12 protein-coding genes, 5 tRNA genes and 3 rRNA genes are annotated in these 15,393 nt (G+C 47.5%); 2 read left to right on the top strand and 18 right to left on the bottom strand.

The annotated features are described in order from the left end of the window. Positions 1-3: 3 nt before the first annotated feature. The 8 genes from MWM02_RS00915 to MWM02_RS00880 form a co-directional block, all read right to left on the bottom strand. A tRNA-Thr gene (locus MWM02_RS00915) sits at positions 4-76 on the bottom strand. Positions 77-355: 279 nt separating this feature from the next. Beyond that, positions 356-428: transfer RNA gene (locus MWM02_RS00910), tRNA-Val, on the bottom strand. 12 nt (positions 429-440) lie between these two features. After that, a tRNA-Glu gene (locus MWM02_RS00905) sits at positions 441-512 on the bottom strand. A gap of 21 nt (positions 513-533) precedes the next feature. Then, positions 534-606, bottom strand: a tRNA-Thr gene (locus tag MWM02_RS00900). A 1-nt stretch (position 607) separates the two neighbouring features. Continuing rightward, a tRNA-Asn gene (locus tag MWM02_RS00895) sits at positions 608-682 on the bottom strand. Positions 683-832: 150 nt separating this feature from the next. Beyond that, positions 833-949: ribosomal RNA gene (gene rrf / locus MWM02_RS00890) — 5S ribosomal RNA — on the bottom strand. Between the two features lie 134 nt (positions 950-1,083). Further along, positions 1,084-4,018: ribosomal RNA gene (locus MWM02_RS00885) — 23S ribosomal RNA — on the bottom strand. Between the two features lie 197 nt (positions 4,019-4,215). Further along, positions 4,216-5,772 (bottom strand): 16S ribosomal RNA (locus MWM02_RS00880). The 16S, 23S and 5S rRNA genes sit together here with 5 tRNA genes alongside, the layout of an rRNA operon. A gap of 577 nt (positions 5,773-6,349) precedes the next feature. On the opposite strand from MWM02_RS00880, the gene pdaB reads away from it, so the two are divergent. After that, positions 6,350-7,111: a polysaccharide deacetylase family sporulation protein PdaB gene (gene pdaB / locus MWM02_RS00875; protein ID WP_244402740.1), complete on the top strand. Its 762-nt coding sequence runs from the start codon at positions 6,350-6,352 to the stop codon at positions 7,109-7,111. 114 nt (positions 7,112-7,225) lie between these two features. Here the strand turns inward: pdaB and MWM02_RS00870 are convergent, their stop codons facing one another. Further along, positions 7,226-7,831, bottom strand: coding sequence for a KinB-signaling pathway activation protein (locus tag MWM02_RS00870; protein ID WP_244402739.1), 606 nt, complete (start codon positions 7,829-7,831; stop codon positions 7,226-7,228). A gap of 155 nt (positions 7,832-7,986) precedes the next feature. Between MWM02_RS00870 and gerD the strand changes: the two genes are divergently transcribed. Then, the gene (gerD, locus tag MWM02_RS00865) at positions 7,987-8,598 is read left to right on the top strand and encodes a spore germination lipoprotein GerD (RefSeq protein WP_064550525.1); all 612 of its coding nucleotides are present in this window, start codon (positions 7,987-7,989) and stop codon (positions 8,596-8,598) included. Positions 8,599-8,644: 46 nt separating this feature from the next. On the opposite strand, the gene MWM02_RS00860 is transcribed toward gerD, so the two are convergent. From MWM02_RS00860 to MWM02_RS00820, 9 genes are all read right to left on the bottom strand, one after another. Beyond that, complete coding sequence (locus MWM02_RS00860) at positions 8,645-9,661, bottom strand: Mrp/NBP35 family ATP-binding protein (protein ID WP_064550526.1); 1,017 nt, start codon at positions 9,659-9,661, stop codon at positions 8,645-8,647. A gap of 93 nt (positions 9,662-9,754) precedes the next feature. Continuing rightward, positions 9,755-10,462 (bottom strand): N-acetylmuramoyl-L-alanine amidase CwlD, encoded by a 708-nt coding sequence (gene cwlD, locus MWM02_RS00855; protein ID WP_064550527.1) that lies wholly within the window; start codon positions 10,460-10,462, stop codon positions 9,755-9,757. 65 nt (positions 10,463-10,527) lie between these two features. Continuing rightward, the gene (locus MWM02_RS00850) at positions 10,528-10,968 is read right to left on the bottom strand and encodes a YbaK family protein (protein ID WP_244402738.1); all 441 of its coding nucleotides are present in this window, start codon (positions 10,966-10,968) and stop codon (positions 10,528-10,530) included. 111 nt (positions 10,969-11,079) lie between these two features. Next, entirely contained in the window at positions 11,080-11,472 is a 393-nt protein-coding gene (gene rpsI, locus MWM02_RS00845) for a 30S ribosomal protein S9 (protein ID WP_064550529.1), read from the bottom strand. A 22-nt stretch (positions 11,473-11,494) separates the two neighbouring features. Continuing rightward, positions 11,495-11,932 (bottom strand): 50S ribosomal protein L13, encoded by a 438-nt coding sequence (gene rplM / locus MWM02_RS00840; RefSeq protein ID WP_003247632.1) that lies wholly within the window; start codon positions 11,930-11,932, stop codon positions 11,495-11,497. 151 nt (positions 11,933-12,083) lie between these two features. Then, a complete protein-coding gene (truA, locus tag MWM02_RS00835) occupies positions 12,084-12,830 on the bottom strand; it encodes a tRNA pseudouridine(38-40) synthase TruA (RefSeq protein ID WP_244402737.1) in 747 nt (248 codons plus the stop codon). Between the two features lie 14 nt (positions 12,831-12,844). Beyond that, positions 12,845-13,642 (bottom strand): energy-coupling factor transporter transmembrane component T family protein, encoded by a 798-nt coding sequence (locus tag MWM02_RS00830; protein WP_244402736.1) that lies wholly within the window; start codon positions 13,640-13,642, stop codon positions 12,845-12,847. After that, positions 13,632-14,507, bottom strand: a complete 876-nt coding sequence (locus tag MWM02_RS00825) for an energy-coupling factor ABC transporter ATP-binding protein (RefSeq protein ID WP_064550532.1) — start codon at positions 14,505-14,507, stop codon at positions 13,632-13,634. Before MWM02_RS00825 ends, MWM02_RS00830 begins: the two co-directional genes overlap by 11 nt. After that, a complete protein-coding gene (locus MWM02_RS00820; protein WP_064550533.1) occupies positions 14,483-15,322 on the bottom strand; it encodes an energy-coupling factor ABC transporter ATP-binding protein in 840 nt (279 codons plus the stop codon). Before MWM02_RS00820 ends, MWM02_RS00825 begins: the two co-directional genes overlap by 25 nt. Positions 15,323-15,393: the final 71 nt, after the last annotated feature.

Raw genomic sequence — 15,393 nt, 5'->3', positions numbered from 1 at the left:
CGATGCCGGCTGCAGGACTTGAACCCGCAACCTACTGATTACAAGTCAGTTGCTCTACCAATTGAGCTAAGCCGGCATAAAAAAGATCGACATATACGCTAAGTTCCTTTGTTTTCCTTCTTCTAGCTGATCAACGATGTTAGATAAATGGGAACGAACCCATGGATGTAATGCTTGCCTTTACCAACAAGCTTAAGGCTGACATAAAAAATTACCAAACCTTAATTATTGAACTAAGGTGGCATGAAAGGTAATGGAGCGTACTTTGACTCTCCATCTACCTTTCACTTCTAGCTAGTATTAGCGTGTCGGGGGCAACTTACAACTGCTCACAATCCAATAAAATATTATATAGTGGAGGATGACGGGATCGAACCGCCGACCCCTTGCTTGTAAGGCAAGTGCTCTCCCAGCTGAGCTAATCCTCCACAAAAAGAAAGTGACCCGTACGGGATTCGAACCCGTGTTACCGCCGTGAAAGGGCGGTGTCTTAACCACTTGACCAACGGGCCAAAAAACAAGAGAATTACAAAAGCTTCCAACCGGACTTGAACCGGTGACCTCTTCCTTACCATGGAAGTGCTCTACCAACTGAGCTATGGAAGCATGGCTCCGCAGGCAGGATTCGAACCTGCGACCGATCGGTTAACAGCCGATTGCTCTACCACTGAGCTACTGCGGAATAACAAGTTATTGGTTTATACTCTATTTTTGTTGCCTCTTCCTCTTCTAGCTAATTCAAAGAGGTCAAATGCGTCGAGGCAACTCGCAGCTTATTCGATGAAGCTTAGGCTCGTTGCTCCCCACTGAGCTACTGCGGAAGATTTAACTTGCCTAGCAACGACCTACTCTCGCAGGGGCGCTGGCCCCAACTACCATCGGCGCTGGAGAGCTTAACTTCCGTGTTCGGAATGGGAACGGGTGTTTCCTCTCCGCTATTGTCACTAGGCAAGTATTCTGACAGGTATTATTATATTTTAATCATCTCTTTTGTCAAGAGAGATTCGTTCCCTCAAAACTAGATAACCGTCCATTTGGAAGAAACCGTTTCGCTGGGCGGCTTCCTTTGCTTTTCCGTTCCGCTTGGTTAAGTCCTCGATCGATTAGTATCCGTCAGCTCCACGTGTCGCCACGCTTCCACCTCGGACCTATCGACCTCGTCATCTTCGAGGGATCTTACTCGCTTTTCGCGATGGGAAATCTCATCTTGAGGGGGGCTTCACGCTTAGATGCTTTCAGCGCTTATCCCTTCCGCACATAGCTACCCAGCGGTGCCCCTGGCGGGACAACTGGTACACCAGCGGTGCGTCCATCCCGGTCCTCTCGTACTAAGGACAGCTCCTCTCAAATTTCCTGCGCCCGCGACGGATAGGGACCGAACTGTCTCACGACGTTCTGAACCCAGCTCGCGTACCGCTTTAATGGGCGAACAGCCCAACCCTTGGGACCGACTACAGCCCCAGGATGCGATGAGCCGACATCGAGGTGCCAAACCTCCCCGTCGATGTGGACTCTTGGGGGAGATCAGCCTGTTATCCCCGGGGTAGCTTTTATCCGTTGAGCGATGGCCCTTCCATACGGAACCACCGGATCACTAAGCCCGACTTTCGTCCCTGCTCGACCTGTCCGTCTCGCAGTCAAGCTCCCTTCTGCCTTTGCACTCTCCGAATGATTTCCAACCATTCTGAGGGAACCTTTGGGCGCCTCCGTTACCTTTTGGGAGGCGACCGCCCCAGTCAAACTGCCCACCTGACACTGTCTCCCACCCCGATAAGGGGTGCGGGTTAGAATTTCAATACCGCCAGGGTGGTATCCCACCGCCGCCTCCACCGAAGCTGGCGCTCCGGCTTCCCAGGCTCCCACCTATCCTGTACAAGCGATACCAAAATTCCATATCAGGCTGCAGTAAAGCTCCACGGGGTCTTTCCGTCCTGTCGCGGGTAACCTGCATCTTCACAGGTAGTATGATTTCACCGGGTCTCTCGTTGAGACAGTGCCCAAGTCGTTACACCTTTCGTGCGGGTCGGAACTTACCCGACAAGGAATTTCGCTACCTTAGGACCGTTATAGTTACGGCCGCCGTTTACTGGGGCTTCGGTTCGCACCTTCAGCCTTGCGGCTTAAGCGCTCCCCTTAACCTTCCAGCACCGGGCAGGTGTCAGCCCCTATACTTCGCCTTTCGGCTTCGCAGAGACCTGTGTTTTTGATAAACAGTCGCTTGGGCCTTTTCACTGCGGCTCCCTCGGGCTTGAGACCCAAGAGAGCACCCCTTCTCCCGAAGTTACGGGGTCATTTTGCCGAGTTCCTTAACGAGAGTTCTCCCGCGCACCTTAGGATTCTCTCCTCGCCTACCTGTGTCGGTTTGCGGTACGGGCACCTCCCACCTCGCTAGAGGCTTTTCTTGGCAGTGTAGGATCGGGGACTTCGGGACCAAAGGTCCCTTCGCCATCACGGTTCCGCCTTATTGCCAGACGGATTTGCCTATCTGGCGGCCTAACCGCTTGGACAGGCTATTCCAGCAGCCTGCTCGCCCTACCTTCCTGCGTCCCCCCATCGCTCAAACGGTGAGGAGGTGGTACAGGAATCTCGACCTGTTGCCCATCACCTACGCCTTTCGGCCTCGGCTTAGGTCCCGACTAACCCTGAGCGGACGAACCTTCCTCAGGAACCCTTAGGCTTTCGGTGCAGAGGATTCTCACCTCTGTTTTCGCTACTCACACCGGCATTCTCACTTCTAAGCGCTCCACGAGTCCTTCCGGTCTCGCTTCGGCGCACTTAGAACGCTCCCCTACCGATGACCATCGGTCATCCCACAGCTTCGGTGGTACGTTTAGCCCCGGTACATTTTCGGCGCAGAGTCACTCGACCAGTGAGCTATTACGCACTCTTTAAATGATGGCTGCTTCTAAGCCAACATCCTGGTTGTCTGGGCAACTCCACATCCTTTTCCACTTAACGTACACTTAGGGACCTTAGCTGGTGGTCTGGGCTGTTTCCCTCTCGACTACGGATCTTATCACTCGTAGTCTGACTCCCAAGGATAAGTCGTTGGCATTCGGAGTTTGACTGAGTTCGGTAACCCGATGAGGGCCCCTAGCTCAATCAGTGCTCTACCTCCAAGACTCTTCCCTTGAGGCTAGCCCTAAAGCTATTTCGGGGAGAACCAGCTATCTCCAGGTTCGATTGGCATTTCACCCCTACCCACACCTCATCCCCGCACTTTTCAACGTGCGTGGGTTCGGGCCTCCAGTAGGTGTTACCCTACCTTCACCCTGGGCATGGGTAGATCACCTGGTTTCGGGTCTACGACGACGTACTATGCGCCCTATTCAGACTCGCTTTCGCTGCGGCTCCGTCTTTTCGACTTAACCTCGCACGTCATCGTAACTCGCCGGTTCATTCTACAAAAGGCACGCCATCACCCATCAACGGGCTCTGACTACTTGTAGGCACACGGTTTCAGGTTCTCTTTCACTCCCCTTCCGGGGTGCTTTTCACCTTTCCCTCACGGTACTGGTTCACTATCGGTCACTAGGGAGTATTTAGCCTTGGGAGATGGTCCTCCCTGCTTCCGACGGGATTCCCCGTGTCCCGTCGTACTCAGGAGCCACTCGGGAGGGAACGAAGTTTCGACTACAGGGCTGTCACCTTCTCTGGCGGGCCTTTCCAGACCGCTTCGTCTACCCCGTTCCTTTGTCACTCCCATCTGAGTGGTCCTACAACCCCAAGAGGCAAGCCTCTTGGTTTGGGCTGTTCCCGTTTCGCTCGCCGCTACTCAGGGAATCGCGGTTGCTTTCTTCTCCTCCGGGTACTGAGATGTTTCAGTTCCCCGGGTGTGCCCTCCATACCCTATGGATTCAGGTATGGATACTGCCCCATTACGGGCAGTGGGTTCCCCCATTCGGACATCTCCGGATCAACGCTTGCTTACAGCTCCCCGAAGCGTTTCGGCGTTTGCCCCGTCCTTCATCGGCTCCTAGTGCCAAGGCATCCACCGTGCGCCCTTTCTAACTTAACCATGCGAAACCCGGCTTTATCTTCGCCGCCTTCGCTTCCCGGCTTCTTCCTTTCGGTTATCTAGTTTTCAAGGAACCAATTGATTTCTCCTGCATCCGTTCATAGACGCAGGCGCAAAGCATTTGAAGGAACAACCAATGTTCCTTCAAAACTGAACAAAACTCCGCGTCCACTTTATTTTCACGATGATGTCCTTAGAAAGGAGGTGATCCAGCCGCACCTTCCGGTACGGCTACCTTGTTACGACTTCACCCCAATCACTTGCCCCACCTTCGGCGGCTGGCTCCCTTGCGGGTTACCTCACCGACTTCGGGTGTTGCAAGCTCTCGTGGTGTGACGGGCGGTGTGTACAAGGCCCGGGAACGTATTCACCGCGGCATGCTGATCCGCGATTACTAGCGATTCCGGCTTCATGCAGGCGAGTTGCAGCCTGCAATCCGAACTGAGAGCGGCTTTTTGGGATTCGCTCCCCCTCGCGGGTTCGCAGCCCTTTGTACCGCCCATTGTAGCACGTGTGTAGCCCAGGTCATAAGGGGCATGATGATTTGACGTCATCCCCACCTTCCTCCGGTTTGTCACCGGCAGTCCCCCTAGAGTGCCCAACTGAATGCTGGCAACTAGGGGCGAGGGTTGCGCTCGTTGCGGGACTTAACCCAACATCTCACGACACGAGCTGACGACAACCATGCACCACCTGTCACCCTGTCCTCCCGAAGGGAGGAACGCCCTGTCTCCAGGGTTGTCAGGGGATGTCAAGACCTGGTAAGGTTCTTCGCGTTGCTTCGAATTAAACCACATGCTCCACCGCTTGTGCGGGCCCCCGTCAATTCCTTTGAGTTTCAGCCTTGCGGCCGTACTCCCCAGGCGGAGTGCTTAACGCGTTAGCTACAGCACTAAAGGGATAACCCCTCTAACACTTAGCACTCATCGTTTACGGCGTGGACTACCAGGGTATCTAATCCTGTTTGCTCCCCACGCTTTCGCGCCTCAGCGTCAGTTACAGACCAGAGAGCCGCCTTCGCCACTGGTGTTCCTCCACATCTCTACGCATTTCACCGCTACACGTGGAATTCCGCTCTCCTCTTCTGCACTCAAGTCCCCCAGTTTCCAATGACCCTCCACGGTTAAGCCGTGGGCTTTCACATCAGACTTAAGGGACCGCCTGCGCGCGCTTTACGCCCAATAATTCCGGACAACGCTCGCCCCCTACGTATTACCGCGGCTGCTGGCACGTAGTTAGCCGGGGCTTTCTCGTTAGGTACCGTCACCGTGCCGCCCTGTTCGAACGGCACTTCTTCTTCCCTAACAACAGAGCTTTACGATCCGAAGACCTTCTTCGCTCACGCGGCGTCGCTCCGTCAGACTTTCGTCCATTGCGGAAGATTCCCTACTGCTGCCTCCCGTAGGAGTCTGGGCCGTGTCTCAGTCCCAGTGTGGCCGGTCACCCTCTCAGGCCGGCTACGCATCGTCGCCTTGGTGAGCCGTTACCTCACCAACTAGCTAATGCGCCGCGGGCCCATCCGTAAGTGGCAGCCGAAGCCGCCTTTCAACCGAAGACCATGCGGTCTTCGGTGTTATCCGGTATTAGCCCCGGTTTCCCGGAGTTATCCCGGTCTTACGGGCAGGTTACCCACGTGTTACTCACCCGTCCGCCGCTAACCAAGCGGAAGTAAGCTTCCGCCCGGTCCGCTCGACTTGCATGTATTAGGCACGCCGCCAGCGTTCGTCCTGAGCCAGGATCAAACTCTCCATAGAAAGTGGATTGGCTTATCTTCAGCTTCGGCTCCGACACCGAAAGGTGCCGTTCGCCTCCGCTTTTCTTATTGTCTAGCTCCGGCTCCTAGCCCCTCGGGACGCCTCGGTCTCGCTGTGGCGGCAACCGCCTCCTCGCGAGCCCTCCAGCGCCTGTCGGGGCTATTCAGTCGCCTTCGCTTTTCTATGTGGACGCTTCGTTTTGTTCAGTTTTCAAGGAACATTTTCTCCTCTTTGCGACTTTTTCATACTAACATATTCATTAATACGATGTCAACATTATTTTTTCTATCATTAGCGACGGATTTAATTTTATTATGATTAAATTTTATTGTCAATACTTTTTTCGGCATTTTGTTGAATGCTGCTTATTGCGTAGAAATTCCCTCTCCATCCAGTAGACTTGGACCACTAAAAAAAAGAAATCGCTTTTTGCCTCTTTCTTTTTACAAAGTTTCCGAAACTCCATCTGCATTTTGACCTTCACCGAAAAGCAAAACAGAAAAATATTTTTCATAACCTCCCTCTTGACAAGCATAAGATGATCACAGAAAAACTTTCGGACAAAGGAGGAAAAATCGTGAATTTTTTCTATACATTAAATGGACGCTCGTTAAAAAAAACGCTTATTGTTGTTTTATCTGCATTTTTTACGGCAACCATTTTATATGCCCAAGGAATTGCTAACCCTACACTTTCTCTTTCCACTGGTCCAAAAGCGGTCTATAAAGTGAAAAAAAGCAAAGAAGAAATATCGCTAACTTTTGACATCAGCTGGGGAGATCAAAACGCTTTACAAATTCTTGACGTATTAAAACAAAACGGCATAAAAAACGCGACATTTTTTTTATCTGCTTCCTGGGCTGAACGTCATCCGAATATCGTGAAACGAATTAAGGAGGACGGTCATGAAATTGGAAGCATGGGGTATAACTTCGTCAATTATACAGAGCTAGAAAGCTCAAAAATACGTCAAGATCTTATGCAAGCAAAGAAAGTATTTGACATGCTTGGAATAAAAGAAATCATATTACTGCGCCCTCCAAGCGGCAACTTCAACAAAAATGTATTAAAGATTGCCGATTCACTAGGCTATACCGTCGTTCATTGGAGCATTGATTCAAAAGATTGGCTTAACCCTGGAGTAAAGACTATCGTTGAAAATGTCGTAAACAACATGGAAGCAGGAGATATCGTTTTGCTCCACGCGTCAGATTCCGCCAACCAAACAGCAAAAGCACTTCCCAAAATTATTGAAGCAATGAAAAAAAGCGGTTACCGCAATGTTAGCGTTTCGCAATTGATCGCTAACGGGGATGCAAATAGCAAAGAAATAAACTAAGACAAACGGATTTTCAGCGCACATACAATTAGGGAATACAAAACCCCTTTGTTTCCAAGAAAACGCGCTGTCTTATCTTTTAAACAAAAAAGAAAGGGAGGAGCATCCTCCCGATTATGACTTTGTAACACCAGTTAGTTTATGCAGTATAAGAAGCTGATAAGCGTTGCAAATTAATAATGGAAGTAACATTAAATAAAGCCAATCCTTATCATTAATGCGCAATACTGGGAACCATTCAATAACCGTTACGACAACCATAAAAAACAACGCTGGTATAAACGCTCCTCTATTCGTTTGGACGCTTTTTACATAAGCAACGGCAAGTCCAACAACCAAAATAAATAAAGCGACTAGTATGTAGCCGACAATAGATTCTCCTTTACCCGCAAACACTTGATAGCGGAAATACACTAAATCGAAAAGCACAAACAAAATTAGCACAACTTGCACTGAATTCCAAAGAGAGGCAGATCGAAACATTCCAAGTCCAAAGCGATGAATAGTCAAATAGGCGAAAAACCCCATTTGACTAATGACACTAAAAATAAAGCCGACACCGATGTGCCACATTAACACCGCCGCGATTTCCAATACGTCCAGCCGCGAAAACAGCTTCTCATATTCACCCCAGTTAAGTATAACCCCTATAACTGCCGTCGTTATGCCGCCAATGGCCAATGTTGTTAAAAATAAACGCACCCATTTCCGGCTGTTCACAGCTCCATCCTCCATCGTTTTTTCAAAATGATTCGTTTAAAATTTTACCAATCACTTTGAAAAAAAGCCAGCTTGGAATAAGGTGAATGCATATTTTTTTGCTGAAACTTCATATTAAGGGTAAGGGATTTTTGTAGAAAGGAGCTTATTCACACATGAAAAAAAGCACATTGCTCCTCTTATTTAGTTATTTCCTTATCCTTGGCTCTTGCGCCCCTCAAGACGTTAGCCCGCCTGCCCCAGATTATGATTATGACCGAACGAAAAAAATGGTCGTGGATATTTTAAAAACGGATGAGGGGAAAAAGGCGATTCAGGAAATTATGGCAGATGAAAAAGTGAAACAGCAATTAATCATTGAGCAAGCCGTTGTCAAAGAAACACTCCAACAAGTGCTAACATCGGAAAAAGGAATAAAATTTTGGGAAAAAGCCATGCAAGATCCAAAGTTTGCTGAAAGCTTTGCCAAAAGTTTGAAAACGGAGCAAGAAAAAACGATCAAAGCGTTAATGAAAGACCCTGAATATCAAGGGATGATGATAGATATTTTAAAAAATCCAGAAATGGAAAAAGCAATGATGGACGTTCTAAAAAGCAAACAATTTCGCCAGCACCTTCAACAAGTCATCACAGAAACGCTGAATAGTCCTTTGTTTCAGGCAAAAATTCAAGACATATTAGTAAAATCCGCCGGAAACATACAACAAGAGACAAAAAAACAAAATGAAGATCAAGAAGAAACAAGCGGCAATCAGCAGGAGCAATGAGAAAGAGACAAAGGAGCCACCTCATGCGAGATGTGCTCCTTCTTTCTTAGCACTTCTCTATAATTTTCCGCGCAATATCCATATATATTTTGCCAATCGGATGTTCTTCCGCATAAACAGATGGGGCGAAATCGTTATCATTCCAATCTGGCTGTTGAAGTGGCAGCTGCCCTAAAAGCTCCGTTTGCAATTCTTTAGCAAGCTTTTCGCCGCCGCCTTTACCGAAAACATATTCTCTTTCTCCTGTTTTTTTGCTTTCAAAATACGACATATTCTCAATGACGCCAATGATTTCATGCTCCGTGCGAAGCGCCATCGCCCCCGCGCGAGCCGCGACAAACGCTGCTGTCGGATGCGGGGTAGTGACAATGATTTCCTTGCACGACGGCAGCATTGTGTGCACATCCAGCGCAACGTCACCCGTTCCCGGAGGCAAATCTAATAATAAGTAATCTAAGTCACCCCATTCGACTTCTTTGAAAAAGTTGTTTAACATTTTCCCCAACATTGGACCGCGCCAAATGACAGGGGCATTATCTTCGACGAAAAAGCCCATTGAAATGACTTTTACGCCAAACCGCTCAACCGGAATAATTTTTTCGCCGCGCACGCTTGGCCGCTCGACAATGCCCATCATATCAGGAACACTAAATCCATAAATATCGGCATCAATAAGTCCTACTTTTTTTCCGAGCCGGGCGAGAGAAACGGCAAGATTCACGGAAATCGTCGATTTTCCGACGCCGCCTTTTCCGCTGGCAATCGCAATGTATATTGTTTTTGCCTTTTCTCCTTGATATTTTGCTACTATTTCTTCAGGAAGCTGTGCAAATCGCAAACCGACCGAAGCTGCGCCGGCATCTTTCAATAGCTGAACAATCGTTGTTTGGACGCGAAGCTGCTCGGCTGTTCCCGTTTTTGCCAATGCGATTTTGACGCTAACGTGCTTTTTATCTTCTTTAATTTTAATTTCTTGAATCGCGTTCGTTTCTTTAAACGTTTTGTTTAAAAACGGGTCTTTAATATTTTCCAGCAATCCTCTAACCTCGTTTTCTGTTAGCATCGATCATCACCAATCCTTATGTATTGCATTTGATATTTTTACTATAACACATATAATTATTGTATATCTATTATGTAAAAAAAAGGAAATCCTCTATTCAGGAGGATTTTTTTCATTAGAAAAATATCGTAATACGCCTTTGTATACAGATGCGGCCAGCTTCGTTTGATAATGATCGGAAGCTAGCAGCTTCCTTTCTTCCGGATTAGACAGAAAACCAACTTCGACAAGCGCACCTGGCTTTTTCGCATACTTCAGCAAATAAACCGTATCAATCCTTTTTGCAACACGATCCGTATTTTCCAAATTGCGTCGCAGTTCCGCTTGAATAAACTTAGCAAGACGCTCATTCTCTACCAGTGAACCATAATAAAACGTTTGCGCTCCACGCCAACGCGGGGAAGGAATGGCATTAAGATGGATGCTAATAAATAAATCCGCCTCTGATTCGTTAATCAACGCGACGCGCTTTCGTAAATCTTCTACTTTTCGCCGTCTGTAACCTCGTGTGTCTTTATCAGCAAGGTCGCTGTCCATTTCCCTTGTCATCAACACGAGCGCACCTTGCTGCTGCAAGTAGTCGCGCAATTTCTCCGCCACTTTCAGCGCCACTTCTTCTTCTACCACATCACCGCCGACAGCTCCCCCGTCCGGCCCGCCATGACCAGGATCTAAAACGATAATCCTTCCAGAGAGAGGAAGGTTCCACGATTTGGTTGAAGTCGTGTTAGCAAAGATATATTGGAAAAGAACAATAACGATAATGGAACTAATGAGAGCGCCCAACCATTTTGCTTTCATTGTTTCTCCTCCTGCGTTTCCCCTTCTTTATCTTATATGGGACAAGAAACAAAAATAGAACTTTTTCAATGAAGTTTAAGACGACGGCGCCTTTTTCCTTTTTCAAATCCTTCCATCCACCAATAAGCAATATAGTGTTCACACGCCAAATAAAGCGACTCATTCGCCAATCCGTCGTCGATGTTTCCCCAAAAGCAGAGAAAATCAAATAATGCATCGATCAAATATTTTTCTTCTTGGGCGCATCGCCGTTTTACGCTTTCCGCCGGTTCTCCGTAATAGCCAAATCGGCTGTAGTTGGCTCCAAGCAAATATGCTTCGATCGCGATATCGATGCATCCTTCTTCAATGACGGAGGAGAATACGCGGTACGTGCGATAAAACGGGCTAAAATGCTCTATTGCCTGCGTTTTCAGCCTTTCGAAAGACAGCTCACGCAACATTTTTCGTTCATACAGCATTTGTTTTTCCTGTTTCTTTTCTTTAAATGAAGTAATGACATTCATGTTCTTTCACGCTCCTTAGGATGTAGTTTTTAACGATTCATCCTAAACATGCGCGAAAGAAAAAGAAAAAAATCCCAACCAATATCGGCTGGGATTTGTGGAAAAATATCATTAACGTTTCGAGAATTGCGGCGCGCGGCGAGCACCTTTGAGACCGTATTTTTTGCGTTCTTTCACACGAGCATCGCGCGTTAATAAACCTGCGCGTTTTAGTATTGGACGATAATCTGGATCTACTTGCAATAACGCGCGAGCGATCCCGTGGCGAATCGCGCCCGCTTGACCAGAGAATCCGCCGCCTTTTACGTTCACTAATACATCGTAATTCCCCAACGTTTCCGTTAATACTAACGGTTGTTTCACAATCTCAATCAACGCTTCCGACGGAATATAGTCACGAATGTCGCGATTGTTAATCACAATGCGCCCGTCACCAGGAACTAGACGTACACGCGCGACAGAGGTTTTACGACGACCTGTGCCATAATATTGTACTTGTGCCAAAATAATGCCCTCCTTCTATCGATTATCCGCGAAGTTCATAAACTTCTGGTTTTTGTGCTTGATGTGGATGTTCGCTTCCACGATATACGTGCAATTTTTTAAACATTTGGCGACCTAAACGACCTTTTGGCAGCATTCCACGTACCGCTCTTTCAAGCATTTGTTCTGGATAATTTGTGCGCATTTCTAATGCCGTTCTCACTTTTAATCCGCCTGGATGCAAGCTATGACGGTAATATAGTTTCTTTGTCAGTTTTTTTCCGGTCAGTTCGATTTTCTCAGCGTTGATAATGATGACATGATCGCCGCAATCCACATGTGGCGTGAATGTCGGTTTATGCTTGCCGCGCAAGATGGCCGCTACTTCGCTTGCAAGGCGTCCTAACGTTTTACCAGCAGCGTCGACAACATACCATTTACGTTCTACTTCATTCGGCTTCGCCATGTAAGTTGTGCGCATAAATGTCCCTCCTATAAATAAAAAATAAACAAAATGACATATTCATTTATCTCAACACGATTATTTTTCCGGGGCTAATCGTGGAAAAATACATACCATATGATATAATATCTCTTCAACATACCAATGTCAAGAAAATGTTACACCGGGATTAGTTGTCATAATATACTTTCCACAAATACAATCCTTGAGGCGGAGCCGTTTTCCCGGCAAACCGGCGGTCTTTTGCCGCCAAAGCGCTCGAGATGCTATCTACACTCCGTTTTCCTTGTCCGACTTCTAAAATCGTTCCGACGATAATCCGCACCATATTGTATAAAAACCCATTGCCAATAAAGCGAAATTCCAACAAATCATCCTGCACCGTCATATCCGCTGTATAAATCGTACGCACGCGGTCATCGACATCCGTCTTTGCCGAACAAAAGCTCGTAAAATCATGCGTCCCTTCGATAAGCGACAGTGATCGCCTCATCGCGCCTATATCCAGAGGATAAGGAAAATGATAGCAATAATTACGCAAAAATACGTCTCGTTCTTGGGCAATTCGCACTTTATAGCGATATTCTTTCGCCTTGGCGCTAAAACGCGCATGAAACGAAGGGGCAGCTTCTTGTGCATCTTTAATGACGATATCGTCAGGCAACAAGGCGTTTAACGCTTTTTTCCATTGATCCGGGGAAAGCGATAAGAACGTATCGAAATGAACCACCTGACCGTATGCATGAACACCCGCATCTGTCCTTCCCGAAGCGGTAATGCGAATCGCCTCCCCCTTATGGATCCGTTCCAGCGCTCGTTCCAGCTCGCCTTGCACCGTTCGCTTGCCTGGCTGAATTTGATAACCGGAAAAATGTGTACCGTCATAAGAAAGCGTGCATTTAATCCGTTTGCTCATTTTCCCCCTCCCTGTTATGAACGTAGTACAAACAAAACAACCGCTAATACTAATACCGCCGCTAAAAACGCGGTATCCGTCCATTTCCATACAAGCTGGCGAAATTTCGTTCTTCCTTCGCCGCCGCGATAACCGCGCGCTTCCATCGCTGTCGCCAATTCTTCGGCACGTTTAAACGAACTGATAAACAACGGAACGAGCAAGGAGACGATCGCCTTGATCCTCTCGGAAAACGCCCCCCCTGTAAAGTCGACGCCGCGAGCGGTTTGCGCCTTTATAATTTTTTCCGTCTCTTCCATTAACGTCGGAATAAAACGAAGGGAAATAGACATCATCAATGCCAGTTCGTGAACGGGAACATGGACTTTTTTCAACGGTCCAAGCAAACTTTCCACACCATCCGTTACTTCAATCGGCGTCGTCGTCAACGTTAATAATGTCGTGATCATAATGAGCAGAAGAAAGCGAAGGGAAATAAAAACTCCTTGTTTAACACCGCCTTCGTAAATAGAAAATGAGCCAATCTGGTACAGCACGCCTCCTTCTTTCGTCATAAAAACATGCAATAAGAAAGTGATCACGACAATCCATATGATTGGTTTTAAACCTTTTAACACAAAGGAAAGCGGGATGCGCGATAACGCTACTAGACTAAATGTAAACATCGATAAAATGGCATAAGTGATGCTGTTATTCGCCAGAAAAACAATAAATACGTATATAAAGATGACGAGCAACTTCACACGCGGGTCCATGCGGTGAATGACGGAATCGCCGGGTACATATTTGCCGATAATCATGCTATTCATCATGAGCATTCACCTTGGAAAACAATTTTTGAATAGCGTCTACGGTTTCTTCGATCGTCAAACACGGAGACGGCACGGTAATCCCTAATTTTTTTTCCAATTCTCTTTTCAGCTGCACTGTCTCCGGCACATTGAGCCCAATTTCCGCCAAAGAATCGCTATCTTGAAAAATTTGCTGTGGTGTTCCCGTTTTCCATACGGTCCCTCTATGCATGACGACCATATAATCGGCATACGCGGCAGCGTCTTCCATGCTATGGGTCACTAACACGGTCGTTAGCCGCTTTTCTTGATGAAGTCGGTAAAACATTTCCATAATTTCTTTGCGACCGCGTGGGTCTAAGCCGGCCGTCGGTTCGTCTAACACAATCACATCTGGTTCCATCGCAAGCACTCCGGCAATCGCAACGCGGCGCATTTGCCCGCCGCTTAAATCGAACGGCGACTTGGATAACACATCTTCCGGAAGCCCGACTAGCTTAATCAGCTCTCTCGCCTTCTTTTTTGCTTCTTCCTCAGGAACACCAAAATTCATTGGCCCGAAACATATATCTTTCTCCACCGTTTCCTCAAACAGTTGGTGTTCCGGAAATTGAAAGACAATGCCAACTTTTTTGCGGAGCGGTTTTAAATCCCTCTGACGTTTTTTATTTGTAATCGTTTGATTTCCTACCGTCACGGTTCCGCTTGTCGGCTGAAGCAACCCGTTTAGATGCTGCAGCAACGTTGATTTCCCTGAGCCAGTATGACCAATAACCGCCACATAAGAGCCGCTTTCAATCATGATGTTCACGTCGTATAACGCTCGGCGGGCAAACGGTGAGTTGGCATTATATACATGTTCTACCTTTTCAAATATAATGTCCATAATTCTTCCACCAACTCCTCTATCGTAAAGTAGCTTGAAGATAGCGGGATGCCGCGCTGCTTTAGCCGGTCTCTTACTTTTACCGCAAACGGCAAATCTAAACCAATCCGTTCTAGTTTTGTTCCAAGCGCAAAAATTTGTTTCGGCGTCCCTTCTGCCATCATCTCCCCTTTATTCATGACAATAACGCGGTCGGCTTTGGCGACTTCCTCTAAATCATGGGTGATGGATAACACGGTAATCCGCTGTTTTTTGTTTAAATCACGGACCGTATCCAATACTTCCTGTCTTCCTTTCGGATCGAGCATCGATGTTGCCTCATCTAAAATGATAAGATCCGGTCGCAATGCAAGGATGCCGGCAATCGCGACGCGTTGCTTTTGACCGCCGGAAAGATGATGTGGCTCATGACGCAAAAACTCTTCCATCCGCACTTGGCGAATTGCTTCATGCACTCTTTTTACCATTTCGTCGCGGGGAATTCCATTGTTTTCGAGAGCGAAAGCGACGTCATCTTCCACTGTCGTTCCGACAAACTGGTTATCGGGATTTTGAAACACCATGCCAACGCGGCGGCGAATCTCCCAAACCGTCTGTTCATCGAGCACCGTGTGAAATAGTTTAATGACGCCACTTTCCGGTCTTAACAATCCGATAAGCAACTTGGCGATCGTTGACTTTCCCGAACCGTTATGCCCGACAATCGCCAGCCACTCCCCGCGTTTCACTTGAAAAGTAACGTTTTGCACCGCGTAATCCGATTGATTCGGATAACGGAAATATAGTTTTTCTACTGATAAAATGGTATCTTCCATTCTTCTTCCCCTTGCCTCTAAACATTCTCATCTCTACTCTACTACAAAAAGGGAAAATAAAAAAAGGGCAT

This window comes from Parageobacillus sp. KH3-4 (genome assembly GCF_022846435.1).
Taxonomy (GTDB): Bacteria; Bacillota; Bacilli; order Bacillales; family Anoxybacillaceae; genus Parageobacillus; species Parageobacillus thermoglucosidasius_A.
The sequence above is the reverse complement of the archived record's forward strand: the minus strand, read 5'-3'. Positions and strand labels throughout refer to the sequence as shown.